We start from the raw sequence: 25,222 nt of genomic DNA on the forward strand, positions 1-25,222 counted from the left end.
CAAAGAACGTTCTCTTTAATACTTGCAAGCTAAGGAAGAATCTCTGCTTTTGCAAGGCTTCGACTATATATTTTAATCTAAATTAAACGAATCCACCAATAATATAAGCCAAAGCTCAAGCAATTAATTTGTTATCGTATCTCTTTTTATTCTTTAAAACGAAAATTTGTCTACATCAGCAATATTTGTATTTTTGCCAAAAAAATTGACTCGACCAGTGATACCTTTCATCAATATTCATACGCATAACTTTAGTATTCAGTCTAATGTTCGTTCTATCTTTTCCATTCATCCGGAAGAAAAGTTGTCGCACACAGAAACTGCTTATTATTCCATAGGAATTCACCCATGGAATATTGAGACTACAGCTATCGCTGCAACAATGAATAAAATGGAAGAAATGGTTGTACACCCCGCTATTTTGGCCATCGGAGAAATTGGCCTCGATCGAATGATTACCGCCCCACTTTCTATTCAAGAAAAAATTTTTCAGCAACAATTACAGCTTGCTGAAAAGTATGAAAAGCCCGTAATTATTCATTGTGTAAAATGCTTTTCGGAATTAATCCGGATTCGCAAAAAAGGTCAATTTCAACTTCCATGGATTATTCATGGATTTGTTAAAAATCAGAAAATAGCCGAAGATTTAATAGAATTAGCTTGCTATCTTTCATTTGGAAAAGCATTGCTAATAAATGAGCAATTACAACAGCTTTTTAAAACGCTTCCTAGCAAGAATATTTTCTTGGAAACTGATGATAGTGCTATCGAAATAGAAGAATTATACAAAAAAGCAGCTGCAATAAAAAACCTTGAAATAGAGGATCTAAAAAAAGAATTACTTTCAAATTTTAAGACTTGTTTTAATAAATGATGAATACAGAATGGCTTAGCAGAACAGAACTGCTTCTTGGAAATACAAAATTAGACAAGTTAAAAAATTCACATGTACTTGTGGTTGGTTTAGGCGGTGTTGGAGCATATGCCGCAGAACAACTCTGTCGTGCAGGTGTTGGTGAAATGACCATTGTTGATGGTGATGATATTGAAATTACTAATATCAATCGACAACTACCTGCAAGTATAAGTAATCTTGGGAAAGATAAAACGAAAGTAATGGGCGAACGCCTTTTGGATATCAATCCAAATTTAAAACTCAACATTATTAACGAATACCTTCGCGATAAAAGAATGATTGAGGTTTTACAGGAAGGAAAATACGACTATGTTTTGGATGCAATAGATACGTTAGCTCCCAAAATATTTCTTATTTATCACAGTCTGAAATATAATCTTAAAATTGTGAGTGCAATGGGTGCCGGAGGAAAAATGGATCCCACTAAAATTCAAATTGCAGATATCTCAAAATCTTACAACTGTAAATTGGCAAGAATGCTTCGTAAAAAATTGCATCAACTAGGTGTACACGAAGGTGTGCAAGTTGTTTTTTCACCCGAAGATGTCTCTAAGAACGCAGTTGTAATTGCCGAAAGTAAAAATAAAAAATCGAATGTAGGCACCATCTCCTACATGCCACCCTTGTTCGGATGTTTTTGCTCTTCGGTGGTTATAAATGGATTATTAGCTGACTAATTAATATTTTTTAACAGCCTGAAGCGAAAGAAGTGTGCCTGGTTCTATATAATATTATTACATTGATGTTTGCAAATACATCTAAATAATTTGAATAGGCTGCTATGATTTACTATGATATTCTCCCTTCTCCAATGGGGAACTTATTACTTGTTGCAAGTGATAGCGGTTTAAAACAAATTCTGTTTGATTCTGAAAATCAAAAGGAGCAAATAAAAACAAATTGGGTGAATGATGCGAATAAATTGAAACCTATTGCCGATCAATTAATTGCATATTTTAATAAGGAACGAACCACATTTGATATAAAACTAGCACCCGAAGGAACCGCTTTCCAAAAACAAATTTGGAATCAATTACTCAACATCCCCTACGGTAAAACTTGCTCCTATCAGGATATTGCTATCGCAATTAGCAAGCCCTCGGCATGTAGAGCAATTGGAATGGCTAATTCTAAAAATCCCATCCCAATTATAATTCCTTGTCATAGAGTTATTGGTAAAAATGGAAAGCTTACTGGTTATGCGGGAGGACTACCCGCAAAAGCCATATTGTTAGGTATTGAAAATATTGATCATTCTCCCTCCAAAGAGCAATATCTGTTATTTTAAATCAATTAGCATTCCTATTATACTTACCGCACCTCTCACCTTATTCAAGCTTAGCCTACTTCCCCTTAATAAGAATCATAAATACGTAAAATAGCTTTGATATCATTGACAAATCAGTTAACTTGCACAAGCATTTTTCTATCTGAACACCTATGTTTTAGGTAGAAAATTTGCACAAAATCATAAAACAAAAAAAACGAATACATGAGTAAAATTTTAGGACACAGTTTCCACATCCCAGTTATGGGGACCGGATATACGGTGGATACTCCTGCAAAAGTGGCTCATTTAGGAATATCATCGGTTATTTCAATTGTTGATGATATTCTACTTGAAAAAATGAGAGAATTGTATTGTACAAAACTCAGCTTGCCATTTTCACCAATTACGGAAAAAAACAAAGATTTTCGCGCTGAAAGAATTACTTCTTACCTTAATTTAATGGATAAGATTGTAAAAGAAAAATTTGAAAATCTTAAAGCATCCGTTCAGGAAAAGAAAGAAGATTTGGAAGAATATCTTGATATGCTACCCGATTTTTCGGAATTGAAAAAGGAATTTAAAGAGAAATTTGAAGGCAATTCTTACGTAAAAGAAGCGAAAGAATGGTTATCAAAGAATCTTCCTATCGGATCGATTGATGTTAATATCATGACCAAGCTGGATAAGGATAACTATTATGAAGGGGAACAACTACCTGTAGAATATAACGATGCACATGCAGCTCTTCGTGGATTTGCCATGAGTAACCTGGAGAGCTCCATGGTTTTATCTGCTGGAATGAACCCTCGTTTATATGGTTATTTAGAGCAATTTGAAGATTTTTATCCGGATGAGACCGGACATTTAAGGAAAAAAATTGTTTTGAAAGTAAGCGATTATCGATCTGCCTTAATACAAGGTAAATTTCTTGCCAAAAAAGGTATTTGGGTTTCGGAATTCCGTATTGAATCTGGTTTAAATTGTGGTGGTCATGCTTTTGCAACCGAAGGCACTTTAATGGGACCAATTTTGGAAGAGTTCAAAGAACATCGAGAAGAGTTAAAAAATACGCTTAACGAGATGTTATCTCAAGCGCTGCAAGCAAAAGAACGAACTTGTCCAAAATTAGATTTAGATATCAGAATCACTGCGCAAGGAGGTGTTGGAACCGCTGAAGAACAAGAATTCCTGATGGATTATTACCATCTGGATTCAATTGGTTGGGGAACCCCTTTTCTTTTAGTTCCTGAAGTTTGCGACGTAGATGAAAAAACATTACACCTACTTGAAATAGCTGAGGAAAAAGATTTAAGACTTAGTTACGCTTCTCCTTTAGGTGTTCGTTACAACAACCTTATTGCAAACACTAGAGATAAAGATGTTCTTAAGAATTTTGCAAATAATAAGCCAGGAAGCGCCTGTACAAAAAAATTCATGCTGTCGAATACAGAATTTACAGAGAAACCTATTTGTACCGCATCAATTCAGTACCAAAAGTTAAAACTTGCCGATTTAAAAGCAAAAAATCTACCCGAAAAGGAATATAACAAAGAGGTAAGTCTGCTTCTTGAAAAAACCTGCTTGTGTAAAGGCTTATCAGCATCTTCCTTTTTGGTGAATCATATTGATACAAAAGCCGATGGCGATGGAGTTTCCATTTGTCCTGGACCAAATTTGGCCTATTTTTCGAGAAAAGCTAAATTAAAAGAAATGATTGATCATATCTATAATAGAACCAATCTGATTGTAAGAACAGACAGACCTCATATGTTCATGAAAGAAATGAGTTTGTATGTAGATTATTTAAAGGAACAAATTGATGAGCTTCAGAATCCTGTAGCAAAACAATTGAGATCTTTAGAAAAGTTCAAAAACAACCTCTTAAATGGTGTTGATTACTATAAAGACTTATCGAATAGTATTTCTGGCAAATTTAAAAATATGAAAAACCAAGTTAGTGAAGACTTGGAACATTTAGAATTTGAAATTCGGGAATTACTTATTTCCGCCGAAAAACAATAATTTTTAAAAGCCAATCGAACCGATTGGCTTTTATTTTATTACCCACTCGCCACTAACCAGTTACCCATTTCGAATAACTTTTTTGTCGTAAAATACCCAGTTCTTTTGAGTATTTATAACCTACAGTTTGGGTAAATTCAATGATTACTCTCCTTAAAAAATCATGCATTTTTGTAATGTGAAAGGGATATCACAAGAGTTGTAACAAACAAATTGTGAAAGACAGATTTGTAGCAAGTGCTTCTGCTGCGAGAATACTTTAAATCCTGCGTGGTTTAGGTTAGGGTTAGGTTTGTTTAGTAGGATTTAAAGTAGATCTCTTTTCTTTTACAAATAAAATAGAATTCATTGGAACGTTTTCCATATTGTTAGTTTTTGCGCAAACTGTATAAAGGTCTTCACCAGCTTTTATACAGTTTTTTTTATAAAAAAAGCTGATCCCTTTTCAGAAATCAGCTTCTTTTGATCTTATTTAAGCGGTTCTATTCTTCTGCTTCTTCCGCTTCTACCGCCTTTTTTATGCCAGCAATTTTCTCTAGCATATCAGTGGTAATTGATTTAGGCCTTTCCAATGGATATCCCAAAGCTCGATCCCAAATAACATTCGCACAGATACCAATGGAACGACCAATACCAAATAGAACGGTATAAAAGTCGTACTCAGTAACTCCATAATGCCATTGAATTACACCTGACTGTGCATCCACGTTGGGCCAAGGATTCTTTGCTTTACCATGCTCTTTTAAAATATCTGGAACTACCTGATATAGCATATCTGCATATTTAAAAATAGGATCCTCTGGTAAATGTTTTAGACTAAATTCTCGTTGCAACATATATCTGGGATCTGTCTTACGCAATACCGCATGACCAAAACCTGGAATTACCTGCCCCGAATTTAATGTATCCCACACAAACTGGGTCATCTCCTCTTTAGTAGGAACCCGATTGTCCATTTTATCCATTACCTCTTGCAACCATCTCAGAACTTCCTGATTAGCAAGACCATGCAATGGCCCGGCCAAACCATTAATCATTGCAGAAATAGACAAATAAATATCCGACAAGGAACTTGCTACTAAATGACCTGTATGTGCACTCACATTACCACTTTCGTGATCACTATGAATGATAAAATGTAAACGAGAAACATCATCGTAAGGCTTTGCAACTCCCATCATATGAGCAAAATTTGCTCCCATATCCAAATTTGGATTCGATTGAATTCTTGGTCCTTGACGATATAGTTTATTATAAATATAAGCTGCAATTTCGGGAAGCTTAGCAAGCAAGTTTAACGAATCCTCGTAAGTTGCATCCCAATACTCTTTTTTATTTAGTCCGGCATGGTACTGTCTGTTGAATACCGATTCGCGATTTAATGTAAGAATTGCAGTTGAAAATATAGCCATTGGATGACTACAACAAGGAAACGAATCAATTACCTCGTACACATAACGAGGTACAATTCTGCGCTTACTAAATTCATCAACTACCGTCATTACCTCCTCCTGATTTGGAATATCTCCAGTAAGAAGTAAGTAAAACAAGCCTTCCACATAAGGCATGTCTCCTCCTTTAGGTTTTGGTAAGCCCTTAATTACCTCTTCTAATGTAAATCCTCTATAGCGTATTCCTTCATCCGGATCTAAATAGGAAATATCCGTAACCAAAGATTTCAGTCCCCTCATTCCCCCAATTATTTGGGATATGGTAACCTGATCCACAACTACATCCCCGTATTCTTTCAACAATCTTTTTGTTCTAGGTCTATGCTCCTTAATTTTTTCGAACAAGGTTTGCTTTAATGTTTTTTTCATATGGTCTAAACTTTATATTTGGAAACCAACCGGGGAGATTGGTTTCACGTTAGGAAATGTTTATTGTTTATTTTGCGTTTTGAATTCTGATTAAATTTAAAGCACTTCCCGCTTTAAACCACTCTATTTGTACATCGTTATAGGAATGATTTGCCACAATGGTATCTTTTGACCCATCCTCATGTGTAACAATTAATTCCAACGCTTTTCCAGGAGTAAAATTGGTTAATCCGACAATATCAAATCTATCCTTCTCCTGAATTTTATCGTAATCTGCTTTATCAGCAAATGTTAATCCTAAAACCCCTTGCTTTTTAAGATTTGTTTCGTGAATTCTTGCAAACGAACGAACAATTACAACCTTAACACCTAAATGTCGAGGTTCCATTGCTGCGTGCTCTCTTGATGATCCTTCGCCGTAATTTTCATCTCCAACCACAATAGAACCCAATCCACTAGCTTTTAAATCTCTTGCCACCACAGGAACTTCTTCATATTTTCCGTTTACCGGATTAAATATTGAATTGGTTTCCTCGTTAAAATAATTAAGCGCTCCAATCAGCATGTTATTGGAGATATTATCCAAATGACCTCGATATCTTAACCATGGTCCAGCCATCGAAATATGATCGGTTGTACATTTTCCTTTTGCCTTAATCAATAATTTAAGACCGCTCATGTTTTTCCCATCCCAAGCCTGAAATGGAGCAAGTAGCTGCAAACGTTCCGAAGTTTCATTTACATTGATAACAATAGAACCACCATCTTTACCAGGAGCCAAATAACCTGAATCCTTCATGTCGAAACCATTTGGAGGAAATTCCAAACCTTTTGGCTCATCTAATCTTACCTCAACACCATCTTCATTAATCAATGTATCGGTCATCGGATTAAAACATAGATCTCCGGCAATAGCCAAAGCAGTAACTAATTCGGGCGATGCTACAAAACCATGTGTATTTGGATTGCCATCATTTCTTTTGGCAAAATTTCGATTAAAAGAGGTAATAATAGAATTTTTACGAGTTGGATCGTCTGTATGACGTTTCCACTGACCAATACATGGTCCGCAAGCATTCGCCATTATAACCCCACCTATATCTTCAAATTCTTTTAAAATACCATCTCGCTCGGTTGTATATCTTACCAATTCGGAACCTGGTGTTACCACAAATTCGGCTTTCACTTTCAAATTTTTATCCTTTGCCTGTTTTGCCAACGAGGCTGCTCTCGAAAGATCTTCATAGGAAGAGTTGGTACAAGAACCTATTAGACCAACTTCCAAAGTTTGTGGATAATTATTTTCTTTAACTGCCTTTCCAAACACACTTAAGCTATGTGCTAAATCTGGAGTAAAAGGACCGTTAATATATGGTTGCATTTCCGACAAGTTAATTTCGATGACCTGATCGTAATATTTTTCAGGATTCTCGTATACTTCCTCATCTGCACGAAGATGCTCCATTACCACATCCGCTAAATCGGCAACATCTTCTCGTCCGGTGTGACGAAGATAATTACTCATATTTTGATCGTAACCGAAAATAGAGGTTGTTGCTCCAATTTCAGCACCCATATTACAAATGGTTCCTTTTCCGGTACAAGACATTCCATCGGCACCTTCACCAAAATATTCGACAATAGCTCCTGTTCCCCCTTTAACGGTAAGAATCCCAGCAACTTTTAATATTACATCTTTCGGAGAAACCCAACCGCTTAATTTTCCGATCAACTTCACTCCAATTAATTTTGGCATTTTCAATTCCCAAGGCATACCTGCCATCACATCCACAGCGTCGGCACCACCAACACCGATGGCAACCATTCCTAATCCACCTGCATTTACGGTATGCGAGTCGGTTCCAATCATCATTCCACCAGGAAATGCATAATTTTCCAATACTACTTGGTGAATTATTCCAGCACCTGGTTTCCAAAAACCAATTCCATATTTCTGAGAAACAGATTCTAAGAAATCATATACTTCGTTATTTTGTTGTTTTGCATCTGCCAAATCTTTATCGGCACCAATCGAAGCCTGAATAAGGTGATCGCAATGCACAGTAGAAGGCACGGCTACTTTTGTTTTTCCTGCATTCATAAATTGCAAAAGAGCCATTTGAGCAGTGGCATCCTGCATTGCTACTCTATCGGGAGCAAAATTTACATAGTCTACTCCTCGTGTAAACTTATTCCCTTTTTCTTCAACCGATAAATGTGAGTATAAAATTTTCTCGCTTAAAGTAAGTGGTTTTCCTAAATTCTTACGGGCATTTTTTACCTTTTCAGGCATTTGTTCGTAAACAGATTTTATCAAATTAAAATCAAATAGCATAGTTTGATGAATTTTTGATTTATATATATTTTAATTCTTATTTATTTTGAATCCGAAAAGATCGCAAAAGAAAAGGATTAATATCGGACTTACCGATCTTTTAATGCAATTTCCTTTAAATCCAGTAGGAATGTTTATTGCTTGATTAACAGTTATTTATAATCTTATATTCGAAATAATTGTCTGTTAAGTATCATTAAATTTAAATATCTAAATATAACAAAAACTTGGTATATTAAAAAGCCACAACTAAAATTCTTTACGAGCTTTTAACCTGCCTAAAAAGATACATAATTATCCCTCACATCCAATAAAATTCCCCCGAATAAAATAGACTTTTTTATAATTTGAGCAATAAAAAGACGATTGTCTGTTATTTGCCTTTATTCCCAAATTCCACCACTTGAAGATCTTTAATTTCCTTGCCGTCGATGATGAACTTAACCATCGTTTGTACTTGGTGGAAACCATGAACTCCTGCTGCACCTGGATTGATATGTAAAAGGTGTAATTCTTTATCGAAAATAACCTTTAAAATATGAGAATGACCTGAAATAAATAACTGCGGTGCATTTTCATAAATTTCGGGCTTAACATTCCGATCGTAATTTTTAGGATAGCCTCCAATGTGTGTCATCCAAACATCAACCTGCTCGCAAAAAAACCTTTGGTGTTTTGGATAAACAATTCGAACATTGTGGTCGTCTATATTCCCATGAACAGCTCTAAGAGTTTTTATTTCCGCTAAGCTATCGGCGATTTCAATGCCTCCAATATCTCCAGCATGCCAAATTTCATCGCATTCTTTAAGGTGTTTCACCACAACGGGATCAAGCCAACCGTGAGTATCAGAAAGTAAGCCTATCCGCTTCATAAAATTTTTCTTTTTTTAAAATTTTGAAACGTAAATCTACAAAAAGAAAATGAAAAAAAAGTTTCATTAACCAATTTACGCAAAGTAATTGTTAGGGGTACAAGTCTCATTTCTCTGGGGTATCAGCCGGTTTTGATCGATTATTCGCACTAAAAAAACGAGCCATTTAATCGACAATTAAACAAGGGGAATCGGTAAAAAATGATTACTTTTGCATGCTTTTATTTTTAAAGAAAATACTATCGATGGGGTTTAAAGACGAGATAAAAAGACGAAGAACATTTGGGATTATTTCTCATCCGGATGCGGGAAAAACAACACTTACCGAAAAATTACTTTTGTTTGGTGGTGCAATTCACGTTGCTGGTGCTGTAAAATCCAATAAAATAAAGAAAACGGCTACTTCCGATTTCATGGAAATTGAACGACAGAGAGGAATTTCTGTTGCAACTTCGGTAATGGGATTTGAATACAAAGGCCACAAAATAAATATCCTCGACACACCAGGTCACCAGGATTTTGCAGAAGATACTTTCCGTACACTTACCGCTTGCGACAGTGTAATTATTGTTATTGACGTTGCAAAAGGAGTAGAGGCACAAACCAGAAAATTGATGCAGGTTTGTAGGATGCGAAAAACACCGGTTATTGTTTTCATTAACAAAATGGACCGTAGTGGTAAAGACGCATTTGATTTGTTGGATGAAATTGAAACAGAATTGCAAATTAGTGTAAATCCATTAAGCTGGCCAATTAATATGGGTCCCGATTTTAAAGGAGTTTACAACATATATCAGAAAAATTTGAGTTTGTTTACACCTGCAACTCAAACCATTCAGGAAACCATTGAATTCGATGACTTATCGAACCCTAAATTAGAAGAATATATTGGGGATGATGCTGAAATTCTTCGAGAAGAGCTTGAGCTTGTTTCTGGAGTTTATCCTGAATTGGACCTTAAAGAATATTTGGATGCTAAAATAGCACCTGTTTTCTTTGGTTCGGCTTTAAACAACTTTGGTGTTCGAGAACTTTTAGATGCTTTTATTCAAATTGCACCATCACCTCTACCCTGCCAAACTGTTGAGCGTATAATTGAACCAAATGAAGAAAAATTCTCGGGTTTTGTGTTTAAGATTCATGCCAATATGGATCCAAACCATCGCGACCGTATTGCCTTTGTAAAAATTGTATCGGGAGTATTTAGAAGAAATACAGCTTATTTGCATGTGCGTAACGGTAAAAAGTTGAAATTCTCGAGTCCGACAGCATTTATGGCAGAGAAAAAATCGATTATTGAAGAAGCGTACCCTGGCGATATTGTAGGTTTGCACGATACTGGAAACTTTAAAATTGGGGACACTTTAACCGAAGGTGAAAAAATTCACTTTAAAGGAATTCCTAGTTTCTCTCCTGAGCTTTTTAAATACATAGAGAATGCCGATCCGATGAAATCGAAACAATTGGCTAAAGGTATTGACCAATTGATGGATGAAGGGGTTGCACAGCTATTTACATCGCAATTTAACGGACGAAAAGTAATTGGAACCGTTGGTGCACTTCAATTTGAGGTAATAGAATATCGTTTACTGCACGAATACAGTGCTTCTTGTAGATGGGAACATATTAACTTGCACAAAGCTTGCTGGATTAAATCGAACGATGCCGAGCAACTGAAAGAGTTTAAAAAAGCCAAATTCCAATACATTGCAAAAGACAAACACGGAAGAGATGTTTTTCTTGCAGATTCGGGCTATATGTTGCAAATGGCACAAACTAATTATCCGAAATTAGAATTCCATTTCACATCGGAATTTTAGATTTACGAAACGAATAATTATCTAATTTCAGCAATCTGAACAAAATTCTTGATTGGAAATACAAAATAAGATAGAAATATGGCATTAAAAGAAGGATTAACAGTTACTCAAACAATGACTGTAACCGATAAAGATACTGCAATTCATTACGGATCAGGAAAGCTAAAAGTATATGCAACTCCTGCTATGGTAGCATTTATGGAAAATACGGCAATTGCCTGTATTGATAATGATTTGGAAAAAGGAATGGATACCGTAGGCATTCAAATTGATACCAAACACAGCAAAGCCAATAAGGTAGGACAAAAAGTAAGTTGCACTGCTAAACTAGTAAAAGTAGATGGTAAAAAGCTAAGCTTTGAAATTGAAGCTTCTGATGAAGAGGGTGTTATTGGTTCTGCAACGCATATGCGATACATTATTGATCCGGTTAAATTTATGGGCAGATTGTAATCTCTGCATGAATTATAATATTAGAAAAGCCTGCAATTCGCTCCGATTTGCAGGCTTTGTTTTACGTATCGGTTACGATTCATCCATTAATCGTTTTTCACCATCGAGTTTACGAATATCGCTTACATCCTGACTAACTTCAATGCAACCTTTGTAAGTACTTTCCTCATCGCGTAAAGCGAAATATTGAATTAGAATAAAGCGACCTTTCATTTGAATCCAAAACGATTCGCTGTCCTTCTCTCCACTTTTAAATGCTTTTACTAAATCATCAACAACGTGAACACTCTCCGGTGGATGACAATTCTGCACGGTTCTTCCAATAATCGCTTTGGAACGAGGAAAAAAGCGATCTTTCGGATTGGAGAAAAAACACACTCGGTCGTTTTCATCAATCATGGTAATATCAACCGGCAAATGATTTAGTAATAGCATTGCTTGTTTTAAAGTCATTAATCCGGTATCGAAATTCAATATTGTATCTCCCAATTGATCACTATCTAATTTTTCTGCTGCCATTTCACTTGTTTTTGTTGCTAATTTATTTCCTTTTTTCGCTAACTGAGGCGTTTCGATAAAACTGAAGCCAATTTCATGACTCTGATTATTCATCTCCTCCCAAAGCTCCTCCGAAACAGCATTTAATGCTACTGGGAATAGCAGATATTCCTCGCGCGAGATAATGGCATACGTAAAAAAGAACAAATCACCTAGCAAACGATTTATCCGTTTCAGATCCGTAGAGCTAGATTTTAATTCTACCAATAATTGTTTTTGTACCCTTCGAATATCGTCGTGAATAGACCACATTACCCCCAAACATTTGTACTCAGGAAACTGATTTTCGAAATAAGGAAAGAAAATATTTTCTTTGCGCTGATAGTGCTTGTCCATTTCGCTCAAAGCTTGAATCTTTGTTCCTAACAAAGACAATGCCTCTGCCAGTTTTTCCTTGTCTTTTATACTATTGATGCTTTTTGCTAAAGGTCTAATTTCCTTTAAGCGAGTATCCAGCTCGGCATTCTCCTGCATCATAATACCCAGAAAATGAGTATCCTCAACAGCTGCCTTCGAATGACTATATATTTGTTTGTGAAATACGTTTAGCGCTTTATTAATTCCAATCTTTAGTTCTTCCATTGGAACTTTTGCCTCTACCAGGCGATGCACTACCAAAACAATATCGTTCGGTTTTAATTGATCAATTGCTGCCTGATATTGCTTAATTAATTCGGTTCCCTTCGCTCCTTTTATCAGCTGAAAGCAAAAATTATACAAGGAATTTACCCTTTCCTGATTGTTATTGATGAATTCGGACATATTGTTTGTTTTAGATCGTTCCTAATTCGGGGAAAATACAATAAAATGCCCACGAAACCAACAATACGAGCGGTTCTGCGGCTTAAATAAAAGCAAAAAAAGAAATATGAACTGAATAATTAACCTAGACTTTAACAGTAAAATGACTCATTAAATACTTGATTACATGCCTTGCATTATCAGGAAAATTTATAGATATGCCCTTTTCATTTTGTTGCAACCAATGTCCAATCAACTCGATACTATAATCTTCCAAATCATAAAAAACAGGAACGCCTAACTTTTCAAGTGCACAGGCATTACAAAGTTGTTCGAACTGATTTTTCATGGGAATTACTGCCAGTTTTTTACCTAAGTGCATTGTTTCGGCAGGCGTTTCGAAACCTGCTCCACAAAGAACACCCTCACAATCTTTTAATGCGGCAATAAACTCGTCGGAATTTACCGGTCGAATACTTACATTCCTTTTCTGATAAGCACATTTACTATGTTTCGAAAAAACCAGCCATTGAGTAGATGAAAACCGGGATAGAACAGAGATTATTTTCTCGTCGGAATAAGCAGGCAAATACACCACATAAAAACCTTTGTTTTGCACTTCTAATTTGCGAATTTCCCTTCTAATAACCGGCGTAAACATATTGTGTCCGTATTCTTTAAAATGAAAACTTAAATTTTGCGAACAAGGCGCGTAGTATTTTAAAATTTTATATCCGAATGCATCCATATTTTCGGGTAAAGGTGTTCTACTGTTCAGCATTGCAGACTGATGACTTAACCCTAAACAGAATACCTTTTTTAGTTTGCAAGCCCATGCCGTAAGTGGCTCAAAATCGCTAATTACCAAATCGTATTCTTCTAGCGGAAGCGAACGAATATCCTTTATAAAGCGGTAAACGTTAAATTTTCGAACGGTTTTCCAAATATCAACGCCTCCATTCTTCCCAAAAAAGAAACCCAATCCCTGCTTTTTATATTTTACAGGATGATTAAATTCCAGATCGTGGTGCAGACCGGAGATTAAAATATCGACCTCGGCTTCTTCTTTTAAGTGAGGAATTAACTCAATTGCCCTACTTAAATGCCCATTACCAGTACCTTGAATTCCGTACAGTATTTTCATCTGTTTTTATTTTTCATGTGATTGGTCAACAGTATTTATCTGAAAGAAGAAGAACTAATAAAGTGTTTTTGTAGATAAGACCATAGAGTGTAGTAGATCCTTTCAAATTACGATACTGCTTGCTTATCTCCGGAGGTAAATTCGCCAAGCATCTCCTTAAATATTTTATCGTAATCGTCGAGCTGATAGCTCTCTAAATCGGGAATGAATTCTCGAGCCTTTTCATCATGATTGTATTCATAAATACTCCATTTTCCCTGGTGATATTCCAAAGCACTCAAACTTTCGACCCAATCGCCGGAATTAAGATACATGGTGGTTCCCTGCGTATTACTTACCTCCTTCAATTCGGGTTGATGAATGTGCCCACAAACCACATATTCGTAGCCTTTTCGTATGGCAATATCTGCAGCAATGTCTTCAAAATTATTAATGTATTTTACTGCCGACTTCACACTATTCTTTATCTTTTTAGATAGAGAAACCTTCTCTTTGCCAAGCATTTTAGCGAAAAAATTAACTACTGCATTAATCAGAATAAGCAAATCGTAACCAATTGATCCTAATTTGGTGAGCCACTTAGCATGTTGCATGGTTACATCGAATACGTCGCCATGAAATATCCATGCCTTTTTGCCATCCAAATTCAACACAATTTTATTTACAACTTGCAAACCGCCCAAGGTAAATCCCTCAAATTTTCGAAGCAATTCGTCGTGATTTCCGGTAACGTAGTACACAGGAATTCCTTTGGATAAAAAAGAGGTAAAATGCTTGATGATCCGCATGTGAGATTTTGGCCAAAATCGCTTGCTAAACTGCCAAATGTCAACAATATCTCCATTTAAAATCACCTTTTTAGGCTGAATAGAACTTAGGTACTTTAGAAGCTCCTCGGCCCGACAACCCATGGTTCCCAAATGAATATCAGAAAGAACCAAAACATCTACTTCACGTTTGCTTTTAGGCATAAGTATATCAGATTAATTTATCGGTTAAATATATTTCCCGCCTGTTAACTTATGCCTTTGCTTAGTTTATGAAATAATAAAAAGACAGCTCTCTTTTGTTAAGAAATTGCTGCAAATAAAAAAAAACTGAGATGAACGATCGGGAAAACAAAAGTGAGGAAAAACAGGCGTGGCAAAAGATTTCCAAATCGGGCGAGGACAGCCCATCTTCGGGCGAGCGTTCCACAAATCGGGCGAGGACTTCCCATCTTCAGGCGAGTGTTCCACAAATCGGGCGAGCAGTCCCGACAAAATAGAAAAGACATTTCAATCTGCTTTACTCTTCGCCCTACTTATTTGATACTATTTCATTAATTGCTTAAAGAAACCAGGAGTTCCAGCTTCGAAGGTCATCTCTTTTTTAGTAAAAGGATGCTGAATGGTAAGTGATGTAGAATGAAGTGCCAGACGTTTCACTCCTTTTCCTTTTATGCCGTACATTTTATCGCCGGCAACAGGATTTCCATGTTCGGAGAAATGAACACGAATCTGATTTTTACGACCAGTAAATAGGTTTATTTCGAGCATGCTAAAATATTTCGATTCTCGAATTACTTTATAACCCGTTTTTGCATACTTGCCCTTATTGGGATTTTTAACGGAAAAAACTCTGTGAATGCTATTTTCGGTAAGATAAGATTCAATAATCCCCTCCTTTTCGGCTAACTGCCCCTCTACCACGGCAATGTAAGTTTTACTAAAGCTCTGCCACTCGGTTTGTAGATATACTTTTGCTGCTTCGGTTTTAGCAAATACCAATACCCCTGAAGTATCCTTATCTAACCTATGCACAATAAATATGCGGTTTTTAGAACGCGGATTTCCTTTTTTTACGTAATGCGTAACATGTTGGTATGCTGTTTTAGTGCGCTCTCTGTCGCTTCCCATTGTAAGCAAACCACTCACTTTTTCAACAACAATAATATCCTGATCTTCGTAAAGAATAGCACAACCTCGTGGCTGAAATCTAGGTTTTACTTTTTTTTGTGCTTTTTGACTCTCTTCCATCATTGTTTACTAAGAATACCGAATGTTATATTAATTTGCCGATTAAAGCCTTCTTTTTTTTTGATTCGGCAAAGATTGCTCTTTCATTTTGTTTTATTGCCAAAATGGGTGGAAAATATTTCCAAAAATAAGAGTGAAAAAATTCGGCAGCTATCTAATGCCTACTGCAAAATGCAAATTGTACTATGCATTTACCTCCTGTTTGTGTACGGGTAAACTAAATCTAAAACAACTACCTTTTCCAACTTCACTTTCTACCCAGATTCTTCCTTGGTGCTTTTCAACAAATTCCTTACATAACATCAATCCCAGTCCAGTCCCTTTTTCTTTGGCCGTTCCTAAACTGCTGTAACTTTCGGTCATTAGAAATAATTTCGCCAAATTCTCTGGCGGAATACCTACTCCGTTGTCGCAAATACTAATGGTCACCACGTCATTCTGTTTTTCGGCAGCAACAACTATCTCGCCACCAGGCATTGTAAATTTAATTGCATTGGAAATTAAATTTCTTATCACTGTACTAATCATTTCCTTATGCGCAAAAATAGCAAAGTCGGATGGTAGGTTTGTGACAATTTTTATAGATTTAATCGTGGCAGTATCCGTTAATAAAAGAACTGCTTCGTGTATTTGCTGGTTTAAATTATACGAAACGGGCTTAAAATCAATTTTTCCTATTTGTGAACGCGACCATTCTAAAAGATTAGATAGCAAATCCATGGCTCTGCTCGATGAATCATGAATAATTTCGGCATACTCTTCAATGCCTTCATAATCTTTTTCATTCACTTGCTGCAACAATACGCTACTAAAACCTATTATGCTGTTAAACGGATTAATTAGGTCGTGGGCAACCACCGAAAATAACTTATCCTTAGTAGCATTCAGTTCGCGCAAAGCTGTTTCCCGTTCTAATAATGCTTCCTGCGATTTCAATTTAAAATATTGAGCTCTTACCAAACGATACAAAACAAACAACCAACTAATAAATAGTAAGCTTAAAACAAATAAAGCTTGTTTCCATCTCATATTACTTTTCTCATGCAAAACAGCAAAAGGAATGAACGAAACAATTTTCCAATGATAGTCATCCACAGTACGCAGATTTCCACTCTTATTGGGAGTTAAATTTTCAGGAATCGGATAAACTGTTTTAAAAGTAAACAAACCGCTGCCTGTTTCAAATTGGGCTTGTCCTGTGTCAACAATACTATCCCAAACCGCACCGTACCTATTTTTAAAAGTTAAATTCCGCTTATCCTCATACATAAAACCCCAATCATCAGCCGCATTCTCCCCCTTAAACCAATATCCCTCTGAATTAAGAAACATCAATTGATCCTTAATTAGCGGATTGTCCTGATTCACAAATTCATCGATAATATTTTGCCCGTAATAATTCAAAACAACCACCCCACGCTTTACATTTTGCTTATCAAAAACAGGAGTTGCGAATCGTATCATTGGCTTTAAAGGTTCTTCCAGCTCCCCATTTTCTACATTTAAATCGAGTGGTGAAATAAACACTTCATTCCGATTTAGCTGAAAAGCATTGTAGAAATAATAGCGGTCTTTTTTATTTTGCAAAACTTCTTTTGGAACTACAGAAGGACTTCCTGAATTATAATTGATCCGAATAATCTCCATTCCCTCCTCATCAATCAGTCGTACCTGATCGAAAACATAATGATGAAATGAAAGGTTTAAAAACTCCGCTTCCAAATCCTCTATTACACCCTCTTTATCGTTCCAATACTTCTTTAAACTTGCACTTTCGGCCAACATCATTAAATCGGAAGTGACAGACTTTACGTCGTCCTGAATGTTTTCAAGTTTTGTAGCCAAAACACTTTCAGTAACCTCTTTATAAGCCTTTAACTCAACCTCATTATACTTATTTAAGGACAGAATTATACCTGCAACGATCAGGGCAAATGCTAATATAAAAATCGACAATAAGTTACGCACAAAACTACGCAAACCCTTATTCTCATTTTTCATGTAGCTGTACCAAATATTTTTCATATTAATAACGATTTATTTTTGCATTGCACCAGCAGGAATAACTTCTAAACTAAAAAAACATATGTTAGATTCTTCTTTGAATTTATTCAACTTAAAGATAATAAAAATGACTAAGAATACAATCAAACACTTAATAAACAGTAAGCTAACCCACTAAACTTCCATTCAACAAAAAATAAAAACTTCATAGAATAAAGTTTTCTAAATTCCCTTTTCGTATTGGGTATTTGTTGTTGGGTAAATTGCAGTTTTCACTTTAATTTCTGCACCGGTTTTTCTGTCGAGCAGATTTTCGAAAAGAGAAACAATTTCTAATTTCGATACCAACCGCTTTGTTTCAGTTTTCACCTCGCGCAAATCAATCATAAATGCAGAGAAAAACGTTGGTAAATCGGAACAAACAGCGGTATTTAAAAAATTGTTTTCATTGTAGACCGCATGATAATTCCCTTTCGATTTTTCAATTTGAAACGAATTATTTTTTAGATTGGTGATGGAAGCTGATTTCTCACAAGTTGCAATACAAGTAGCATCAACCTTCTTCTTTTCGCAACCAGTTACCTGATGAAACAAACACTGCCTACTTGTCATGAGCACAATGGGATGATAAATACTGTAATGCAATGCGAAATCGGAAGGAGTTATCAGTGCTTTAATTTGTTGCAGGCTAAGTTCGTTAGAAATGAACGCTCCGGAACAGTTCATCTTCTCTTTTAATGAGAGTAAGCTATACGAATTTACTATATTAACCTGAGGTCCGGCAATCCACTTTATACCTAAGCGATAAGCCTCCCATGCAATTCCAGTATTGTTTGTTACAATCGTTTTGGGCTTTAATTGTTGTAAAAAATCAAGCGCAACAGCATAATCTTCCCCTATTATCACCGATGGAAAGTAGGGAATTAAGCTTTTGTTCTGCATAAACAATTCTAACAATTCCGAATACCTGCTTTTAAAACTATTGGGTAAACAAAAATAAATATCAGCATTGGTTTTCTGCGTTAACAGCACATCTTCTTGCGAAGATATTAAAACAGAAAGACTTGGCTTTCGCCTTTCTTCTTCAATCTTTTTTATCGCGGGAAGCCTTATCGGATCGATTGTTTCTTTAGATCCGTTTAAAAGAAACAAAATTTTTTTCTTTAAGGAAGTTAGCTCTTTAAATGAAATATATACATCGCCAACAATTCCGTTTAGGTTCAATTCTTCGATAAAATACTCGGTATCGTTAAAAGCTTTGAATCGTTTTAAAACCATAGCTTCCGATAGGGCTTCTGTTCCCTTATCGACCAATTTGCATTCCGAAAACATATCAAAACTAGCTTCTGTTGTTTTTACGGCTACTTTTAATGGTGTGCCAGAAGCTCCCGAAAGATAAATTTGCATTGCTACTTTTTCAGCATTCACCGATTTAATCTTCTGCTCGACAATCGCTTTTATTTCTTCTTTTTCCTGATACAGCTGTAATTGACCGCTCTCCAACTTATCCGCGGAAGCGTACGAATTAATTTCTGATAGATGCTTGATAGAATGATCGCGAGGATTATCGATAAACATGCTTTTACTGATCTCGCCCGTTAGTAAAGTATTCGAAAAATCGCGGTTAAAAACCTTGTACAAAAGACTGTTATCTGTCCCAACAATATTTTGATTGTACAAAGTATCGAGTTGCTTCCTCCAAACATCCACCACCGTGTACACGTAATCGAACTTCTTAATTCTCCCTTCAATTTTCAAAGAATCCACACCAGCATCGTACAATTCTTTTACATTGAAAAAAGCGGAATTGTCTTTCAAATTTAAAGGATACTCCTTCCCTGTTGCGCTTGTGATATATTGATCGCGACATGGCTGACTGCATCGACCACGATTGCCCGAATTCCCAGTTAAAACAGAACTCATATAACAAATTCCCGAAAAGGAAATACAGTTGGAACCATGCACAAACACCTCTGTAAGCACATTATTCTCGTGTCCAACAGCGGTTAGATGCTTTATTTCATGAATATTTAGTTCTCGAGAGAGATTCACACGGGTAGCAGAAAGTTTACTTAGGAATTTTATCTGTCCTTGGTTGTGCGTAGTTAACTGAGTAGAAGCATGTACATTTAGACTTTTAAAATACTTTTGGAGTAAATAAAGCATTCCTAAATCTTGAACAATTACGCCATCGATGCTGGTATTTACCAACTTATTCAGTAAGCTAATTAAAGCAGGAATTTCGCGTTCTATAACGATAATGTTGAGCGTAAGAAAAACCTCACAATTGTGAGCGTGTGCCAAATGCAAAATTCCCTGCAAATGATTAAAACTGATATTTACAGCTCTGTTTCTTGCATTAAACTGATCTAGACCACAGTACACTGCATTTGCCCCGGCGAGTATTGCTGCTTTTATGGAATCAACATCTCCACCTGGCGCTAATAATTCAATCTTCCTTTTCGTAACCATCCTGTCGCTTTATTCCCTGCCAAAAGTAAAGATTTTTTAGTTGGATTCCTGCAATAAAGTTCCCGTACCCAAAACAGTCACCTACCGCTAAAAATACAAATACCGCAAGAGAAGCCTGCGGTATTTGATTATCATTTATAAACCAGAAAAAATTCTTGTTGCTAATTACTCCGAATCATTTACAATTCGCAGCGGAACTCTATTCCGCTTGAATTAGAAGCTCATTTGAAACCAATTTTCCTGCTTTCGCCACGATTTTTATTGAACCAGCTTTCCGTGTGCTCTGCACCAATAACATTGCTTTTCCGTTATGAGTTACAATTAAATTGGATTTGTGTTTTTGTACGTTTCTTTCCCATCCATTATCAACGCCAATATTTACACCTTCTCCTTCGATAGAAAATACAAGTTGCATTTCTTTATCTGGAACCAAATCGCCTGATTTCGATTGAACAAAGGCTTCAATATGAACAACATCATACCCATTCGCTTTCATACTAGTTCGATCGGCTTTTAATACGATCTCAGATATGTAATTCGCGGTTTTAATGCTATACTCAGCCTCCTTCTCTCCCGCATTTACTCCGACGGCTTTTATTTCCCCTGCTTGATAAGGCACCAAATATTTTACGATATTATCGCTAAAATCAGAAGGACTTTTTAAACCATAGCTTTTGTTATTTACGAAAAGCTCTACTTGTGGAGAATTAGAATATACTTCAACAAAAACCGAATCTCCTTCGGTATAATTCCAGGTTTGCTCTACATCTTCAAATAACCATTTATCCAGCCAATGTCGAACCCGATTATCTATAAACTTCCCATTTTCGTATTTCCATTGCGCTTTTTTCTCGTGCTTAGTAGCCAAATAAGTATATGGTTGATCGCTCCAAAGCGTTCTGTAAAAATGACCTCTTGGTGTATAAAACGCACTAAAATCGAGCAAGGAAATTTCTAATCCTTTCCAAGGGAAAGGTCCCGATTCCCCTAGGTAAGCAATTCCTGTCCAAATAAAAATACCAGCAACAAAATCCCGATCGGTTGCATCCTTCCACTCTTGATAGGTTCCCCAATTTTCAGAACCATACATTTTCCTATTTGGATAATTCTTATGGTCTTCGTCGTAATTTTCTGCTCGGTAATTATAACCAATTACGTCGGGCACATCAAAATATCCAGTAAGATTACCTGCTTTCGGCAACACTCCTCCTGTAGTCACAAAACGAGTTTGATCTATCTCTTTGATCCATTTTTCGATTTGCTCCGCCGTTTCTTTTAACTCATCACGCCCATCGCCAGTTTCTTCCATCAAAACCTGATTTCCCAAACCTTGATTACTCTGCTCCATCTTAAAATAGTATGGATAAGTCCACTCTATTTCATTCCCCATACTCCACATAATTATTGATGGATGATTCCTTGAATATCGAACCATATCTTTAACATCTCGCTCTGCCCATTCCTCAAAATCATCTCCATATCCGGTTTCTAATTCTGGTCGCATATCATTCGCAAAACGAGAAGTAATCCACTTCCCCTTGTTGCGCTTCCACTCATCCAAAGCCTCGTTAATCACCACAAAGCCCATTTCGTCGCACAAACTTAAAAGTCCAGGATCACCCGGATTATGAGACATTCTGATGGCATTTACCCCGATCTCTTTCAATTTTAACAAGCGTCGTTTCCAAACGTCACGAATAAATACAGCTCCAACTGCTCCGGCATCGTGATGAAGGCAGACACCTTTTAACTTAACGCTCTTATCATTTAAGAAGAAACCTTTATTCGCATCAAAACGAATCGATCGAATTCCAAAATCAACAAAATACCTATCTACAATATCTTTACCAGCTATTACTTGAATTTCGGCCTTGTACATATTGGTTTGCTCGATACTCCAAAGTTTAGGATTTTTAAGGGATAAACTCAAACTAACAGTGTCGCAACTTACAGAGGTCAGTTTTTTAGTAGCGCTTGCCAAAGAATTATTTTGCTTGTCTTTAATCGAAACATGAACTCGCAAATTCTGTTGCTTTCCAGAAGCATTCTTTACAATTGCCGCAACCATTATTTTTGCCTTATCGGAAGTAATTTGTGGTGTTTCCACCCATGCTCCAAATGGTGGAACGTACAAATTAGAAGTATTCACCAATCGTACATTTCGATAGATTCCCGAACCAGAGTACCAGCGGGAATCGGCATAATTGGAATGATCCACTTTAACCGCAATAATATTTTTTCCTCCGTAATTTAAATATTTACTTAACTCGTAGGAAAAAGCACTATAGCCGTATGGTCGTATCCCCAAATAATGTCCATTAATCCACACTTCTGAATTACGATATACTCCATCGAATTCGATAGTAGTAATCGTATTTTTCCAAGAAGTTGGCACTTCGAATGATTTTCGATACCATCCAATTCCTGTAGGAAGAAAACCAGTAGAGCCCGCAGTATTTTCTGATGTGTAATTTTGTTCGATAGACCAATCATGTGGAAGATTTAGTACCCGCCAATCGGTATCATCGAATTGCGGATTCTGTGCTTCTTTCGCATCACCAAGATAAAATCTCCAATCGAAATTAAAATCTTTTTGGGTTCGTGAATCCTTAGCAAAACTACTTGTGAACAATACCATCAAAAAGAGAATAGCTACACTTGTTTTTTTCATCTTTGCTTAAAAATAGGTTATTAATTAAGTTCTGAAAAAGCAAATTTACATAAGGAATACATTCTATTTTTAAACTATATTACCAATTCTTTAGTTATATTATCTTTCTCAAATAAGAATGCATATTTATACACTTCCACCCTTTTAATAATTGCTGAACTTTTAGCTGATTTCTATCCCTAAAAATTCAATAATGTTCCTTTAATCGCATTTCGCAATTTAGAATCTACTCCAACTTGGTCGGCATAATGATTCCAATTTTGCACTTTGCTACTTATTTCAGAAACAATCTTTTCTGCTTTTTTGATATTCATCGCTTTTGCAAAGCTTAATAAATCAGCCTTTTCCAAGTTTATTCTCTTGCCATTAATACTTAAAGCATGTTGACTTACCCAAATACTATCCGGTCGGTAAGCATGGCAAATATCGTATGCTGGTGCCAGCTCCCAATTTCCTCCTTGCTTTAACCTAAAAGCAAAATTCTTTGTGTGGTCGTCGCAATTGCGTGCGATTACATTAAATACCATTCTTCGATACATTTGCTCTGCTTGTGGATACGGTAAACGCAAAATTCTCATGGTTTGAAACAATTGCTCGTAACTAAAACTTCTTACCTCGTTAAAATCATAATGTTGCATCGCACAAAATGTTTGAATGTGGTATTTTTCCGCTCCATTTTCCCGGTCGAATCGTTTGGTCATAAAATGTGCTCTGCCATTTTCTTCCAACAAGTTAGATTCCATCATCTCAATTCCACAATCTTTAGCCATATTGTAATAAGCCATTTCAATTCTTCCATAACCAATGGTTTTTCCAAATTGAGCATCACTCACCCCATCCAACTTTATTAACCAATGCTCGAACCCTTTGGGAGCATTCGTTTGTCCGGAACGAACCTGTCCTGTTTTTTTATTATAGGCAATAATTGCTTTTGGTCTTGCTCCACCAGCCGATGTTCCAATTTTTAGGATCTCGTGCATTGCCCGCTGTTCATCCTTACTCAAATTAGCTTCAAAATCTTCCCGTTTGCCAAGCATTTTTTGAGCAATATCCACTAAGCCATTAATTTCAACCTGAAAAGAATTTTTATTTGATTTAAGTTGTGTTGGTTCAAATTCTAAAGCTCCCATACCTCTTGTTCCAATAAAACAGAGTTGCTCTATTGGGTTCATGCTATTTTCGGCACGACCATTCTGTGCCAACCATACATTTATTAGCTGATTTCCATATTTATCGGGTAACACATCGGCCAATAAACCAGGCAAACCTTTAAATGTATCGTATTCGCTATTTTTTGAAGATCGAAGTTCCGGAAATGAAAATATGAGCTGATTGGAGCGAATAGGCATTTTCACAGGCGCTAAATCAATTCCCAGGGCTTTAAATTTTGGTTCGTATTCGAAACTAGCCAATTCTTGCTTTTCATCCCAGGCAACAGCGCCAACAGTTTGTCCCCAAATTTTTACATATGCCGTTTTAATTTCTACCATTCGCTTTCGTTTTGCTCGTTATCGTCCTTACTTCTGGCTCTTTGCCTTTTTTTCTTTTCTAATTTAGCCAGTTCTAGTGGACTAATCTGTGTTTCAATCTTAAAATTGTCAAGTACATGTAATAAGTCAAGAGCTCTCAAAATTTGTAATAATGACAGCAACGAAACGGCTTCCCCTTTCTCTAACTGACTAATAGTCCAGCGATTAACACCAGCTACTTCAGCAGTTTTTGCTTGTGTTTTATTTTGAAGCAAACGTTGCTGTTTCACATACCTACCAATAGTAGAAATGATTGCCTTATCGCTCATTAAAACCCAATAATTGTTGGCATTTCCCATCTTTAACTCTATTTATTACACTTAAGGTTTGCATTTACCAACATAAATATACTAAAATAATCACAATAACAATATATTGTGTTGGTAAATACTATCATTATTGTCAATTAATTCACTTTAGGTTGGTTTTTCCCAACAATACTATTTGCTTTATGCCATTTCAATTTAGTAGTTTGTAATAGTCTACACCTGCTTATTGTACCAGTATTTCATCACAACTACTTATGAAAACTTTAAAATATGTTGTTGCAGCAGACTTCCTCAATTAGTAGATTC

General features: G+C 36.1%; 18 protein-coding genes. 6 read left to right on the forward strand and 12 right to left on the reverse strand.

What is annotated here, in order from left to right; genetic code table 11:
* Window positions 1-166: 166 nt before the first annotated feature.
* From BZG02_RS06510 to BZG02_RS06525, 4 genes are all read left to right on the forward strand, one after another.
* Window positions 167-874 (forward strand): TatD family hydrolase, encoded by a 708-nt coding sequence (locus BZG02_RS06510; protein WP_101260600.1) that lies wholly within the window; start codon window positions 167-169, stop codon window positions 872-874.
* A complete protein-coding gene (locus BZG02_RS06515) occupies window positions 871-1,593 on the forward strand; it encodes a tRNA threonylcarbamoyladenosine dehydratase (RefSeq protein ID WP_218972168.1) in 723 nt (240 codons plus the stop codon). Before BZG02_RS06510 ends, BZG02_RS06515 begins: the two co-directional genes overlap by 4 nt.
* A 104-nt stretch (window positions 1,594-1,697) precedes the next feature.
* The gene (locus BZG02_RS21195) at window positions 1,698-2,204 is read left to right on the forward strand and encodes a methylated-DNA--[protein]-cysteine S-methyltransferase (RefSeq protein WP_143470426.1); all 507 of its coding nucleotides are present in this window, start codon (window positions 1,698-1,700) and stop codon (window positions 2,202-2,204) included.
* A gap of 204 nt (window positions 2,205-2,408) precedes the next feature.
* The gene (locus BZG02_RS06525; protein WP_101260601.1) at window positions 2,409-4,208 is read left to right on the forward strand and encodes a hypothetical protein; all 1,800 of its coding nucleotides are present in this window, start codon (window positions 2,409-2,411) and stop codon (window positions 4,206-4,208) included.
* A 482-nt stretch (window positions 4,209-4,690) separates the two neighbouring features.
* Here the strand turns inward: BZG02_RS06525 and BZG02_RS06530 are convergent, their stop codons facing one another.
* From BZG02_RS06530 to BZG02_RS06540, 3 genes are all read right to left on the reverse strand, one after another.
* Entirely contained in the window at window positions 4,691-6,028 is a 1,338-nt protein-coding gene (locus BZG02_RS06530; protein ID WP_101260602.1) for a citrate (Si)-synthase, read from the reverse strand.
* 67 nt (window positions 6,029-6,095) lie between these two features.
* Window positions 6,096-8,363, reverse strand: coding sequence for an aconitate hydratase (locus BZG02_RS06535; RefSeq protein WP_101260603.1), 2,268 nt, complete (start codon window positions 8,361-8,363; stop codon window positions 6,096-6,098).
* A 373-nt stretch (window positions 8,364-8,736) separates the two neighbouring features.
* Window positions 8,737-9,237 (reverse strand): metallophosphoesterase family protein, encoded by a 501-nt coding sequence (locus BZG02_RS06540; protein WP_101260604.1) that lies wholly within the window; start codon window positions 9,235-9,237, stop codon window positions 8,737-8,739.
* Between the two features lie 245 nt (window positions 9,238-9,482).
* Here BZG02_RS06540 and BZG02_RS06545 point away from each other — a divergent pair, with 245 nt between their 5' ends.
* Window positions 9,483-11,057, forward strand: coding sequence for a peptide chain release factor 3 (locus BZG02_RS06545; RefSeq protein ID WP_101260605.1), 1,575 nt, complete (start codon window positions 9,483-9,485; stop codon window positions 11,055-11,057).
* 78 nt (window positions 11,058-11,135) lie between these two features.
* Window positions 11,136-11,510, forward strand: coding sequence for a thioesterase family protein (locus tag BZG02_RS06550; protein ID WP_101260606.1), 375 nt, complete (start codon window positions 11,136-11,138; stop codon window positions 11,508-11,510).
* Between the two features lie 72 nt (window positions 11,511-11,582).
* On the opposite strand, the gene BZG02_RS06555 is transcribed toward BZG02_RS06550, so the two are convergent.
* The 9 genes from BZG02_RS06555 to BZG02_RS06595 form a co-directional block, all read right to left on the reverse strand.
* Window positions 11,583-12,830 (reverse strand): DUF438 domain-containing protein, encoded by a 1,248-nt coding sequence (locus tag BZG02_RS06555; protein ID WP_101260607.1) that lies wholly within the window; start codon window positions 12,828-12,830, stop codon window positions 11,583-11,585.
* A gap of 124 nt (window positions 12,831-12,954) precedes the next feature.
* Window positions 12,955-13,953 carry a glycosyltransferase family protein gene (locus tag BZG02_RS06560; protein ID WP_101260608.1) on the reverse strand — a complete coding sequence of 333 codons (999 nt, stop codon included), beginning with the start codon at window positions 13,951-13,953 and terminating at the stop codon, window positions 12,955-12,957.
* 107 nt (window positions 13,954-14,060) lie between these two features.
* Complete coding sequence (locus tag BZG02_RS06565) at window positions 14,061-14,924, reverse strand: UDP-2,3-diacylglucosamine diphosphatase (RefSeq protein ID WP_101260609.1); 864 nt, start codon at window positions 14,922-14,924, stop codon at window positions 14,061-14,063.
* 342 nt (window positions 14,925-15,266) lie between these two features.
* Window positions 15,267-15,974: an RluA family pseudouridine synthase gene (locus tag BZG02_RS06570; RefSeq protein WP_218972169.1), complete on the reverse strand. Its 708-nt coding sequence runs from the start codon at window positions 15,972-15,974 to the stop codon at window positions 15,267-15,269.
* A 180-nt stretch (window positions 15,975-16,154) separates the two neighbouring features.
* Window positions 16,155-17,996, reverse strand: a complete 1,842-nt coding sequence (locus BZG02_RS06575; protein WP_101260610.1) for a sensor histidine kinase — start codon at window positions 17,994-17,996, stop codon at window positions 16,155-16,157.
* Window positions 17,997-18,197: 201 nt separating this feature from the next.
* On the reverse strand, window positions 18,198-20,447 hold the full coding sequence (locus BZG02_RS06580; RefSeq protein WP_101260611.1) for a peptidase U32 family protein: 2,250 nt from the start codon (window positions 20,445-20,447) through the stop codon (window positions 18,198-18,200).
* Between the two features lie 199 nt (window positions 20,448-20,646).
* Complete coding sequence (locus BZG02_RS06585) at window positions 20,647-23,118, reverse strand: glycoside hydrolase family 2 TIM barrel-domain containing protein (RefSeq protein ID WP_101260612.1); 2,472 nt, start codon at window positions 23,116-23,118, stop codon at window positions 20,647-20,649.
* A 179-nt stretch (window positions 23,119-23,297) separates the two neighbouring features.
* Entirely contained in the window at window positions 23,298-24,608 is a 1,311-nt protein-coding gene (locus tag BZG02_RS06590; RefSeq protein WP_101260613.1) for a type II toxin-antitoxin system HipA family toxin, read from the reverse strand.
* Entirely contained in the window at window positions 24,602-24,946 is a 345-nt protein-coding gene (locus BZG02_RS06595; protein WP_101260614.1) for a helix-turn-helix domain-containing protein, read from the reverse strand. The genes BZG02_RS06590 and BZG02_RS06595 overlap by 7 nt, the downstream gene beginning before the upstream one ends.
* Window positions 24,947-25,222: the final 276 nt, after the last annotated feature.

The organism is Labilibaculum filiforme (assembly GCF_002843315.1).
GTDB lineage: Bacteria > Bacteroidota > Bacteroidia > Bacteroidales > Marinifilaceae > Labilibaculum > Labilibaculum filiforme.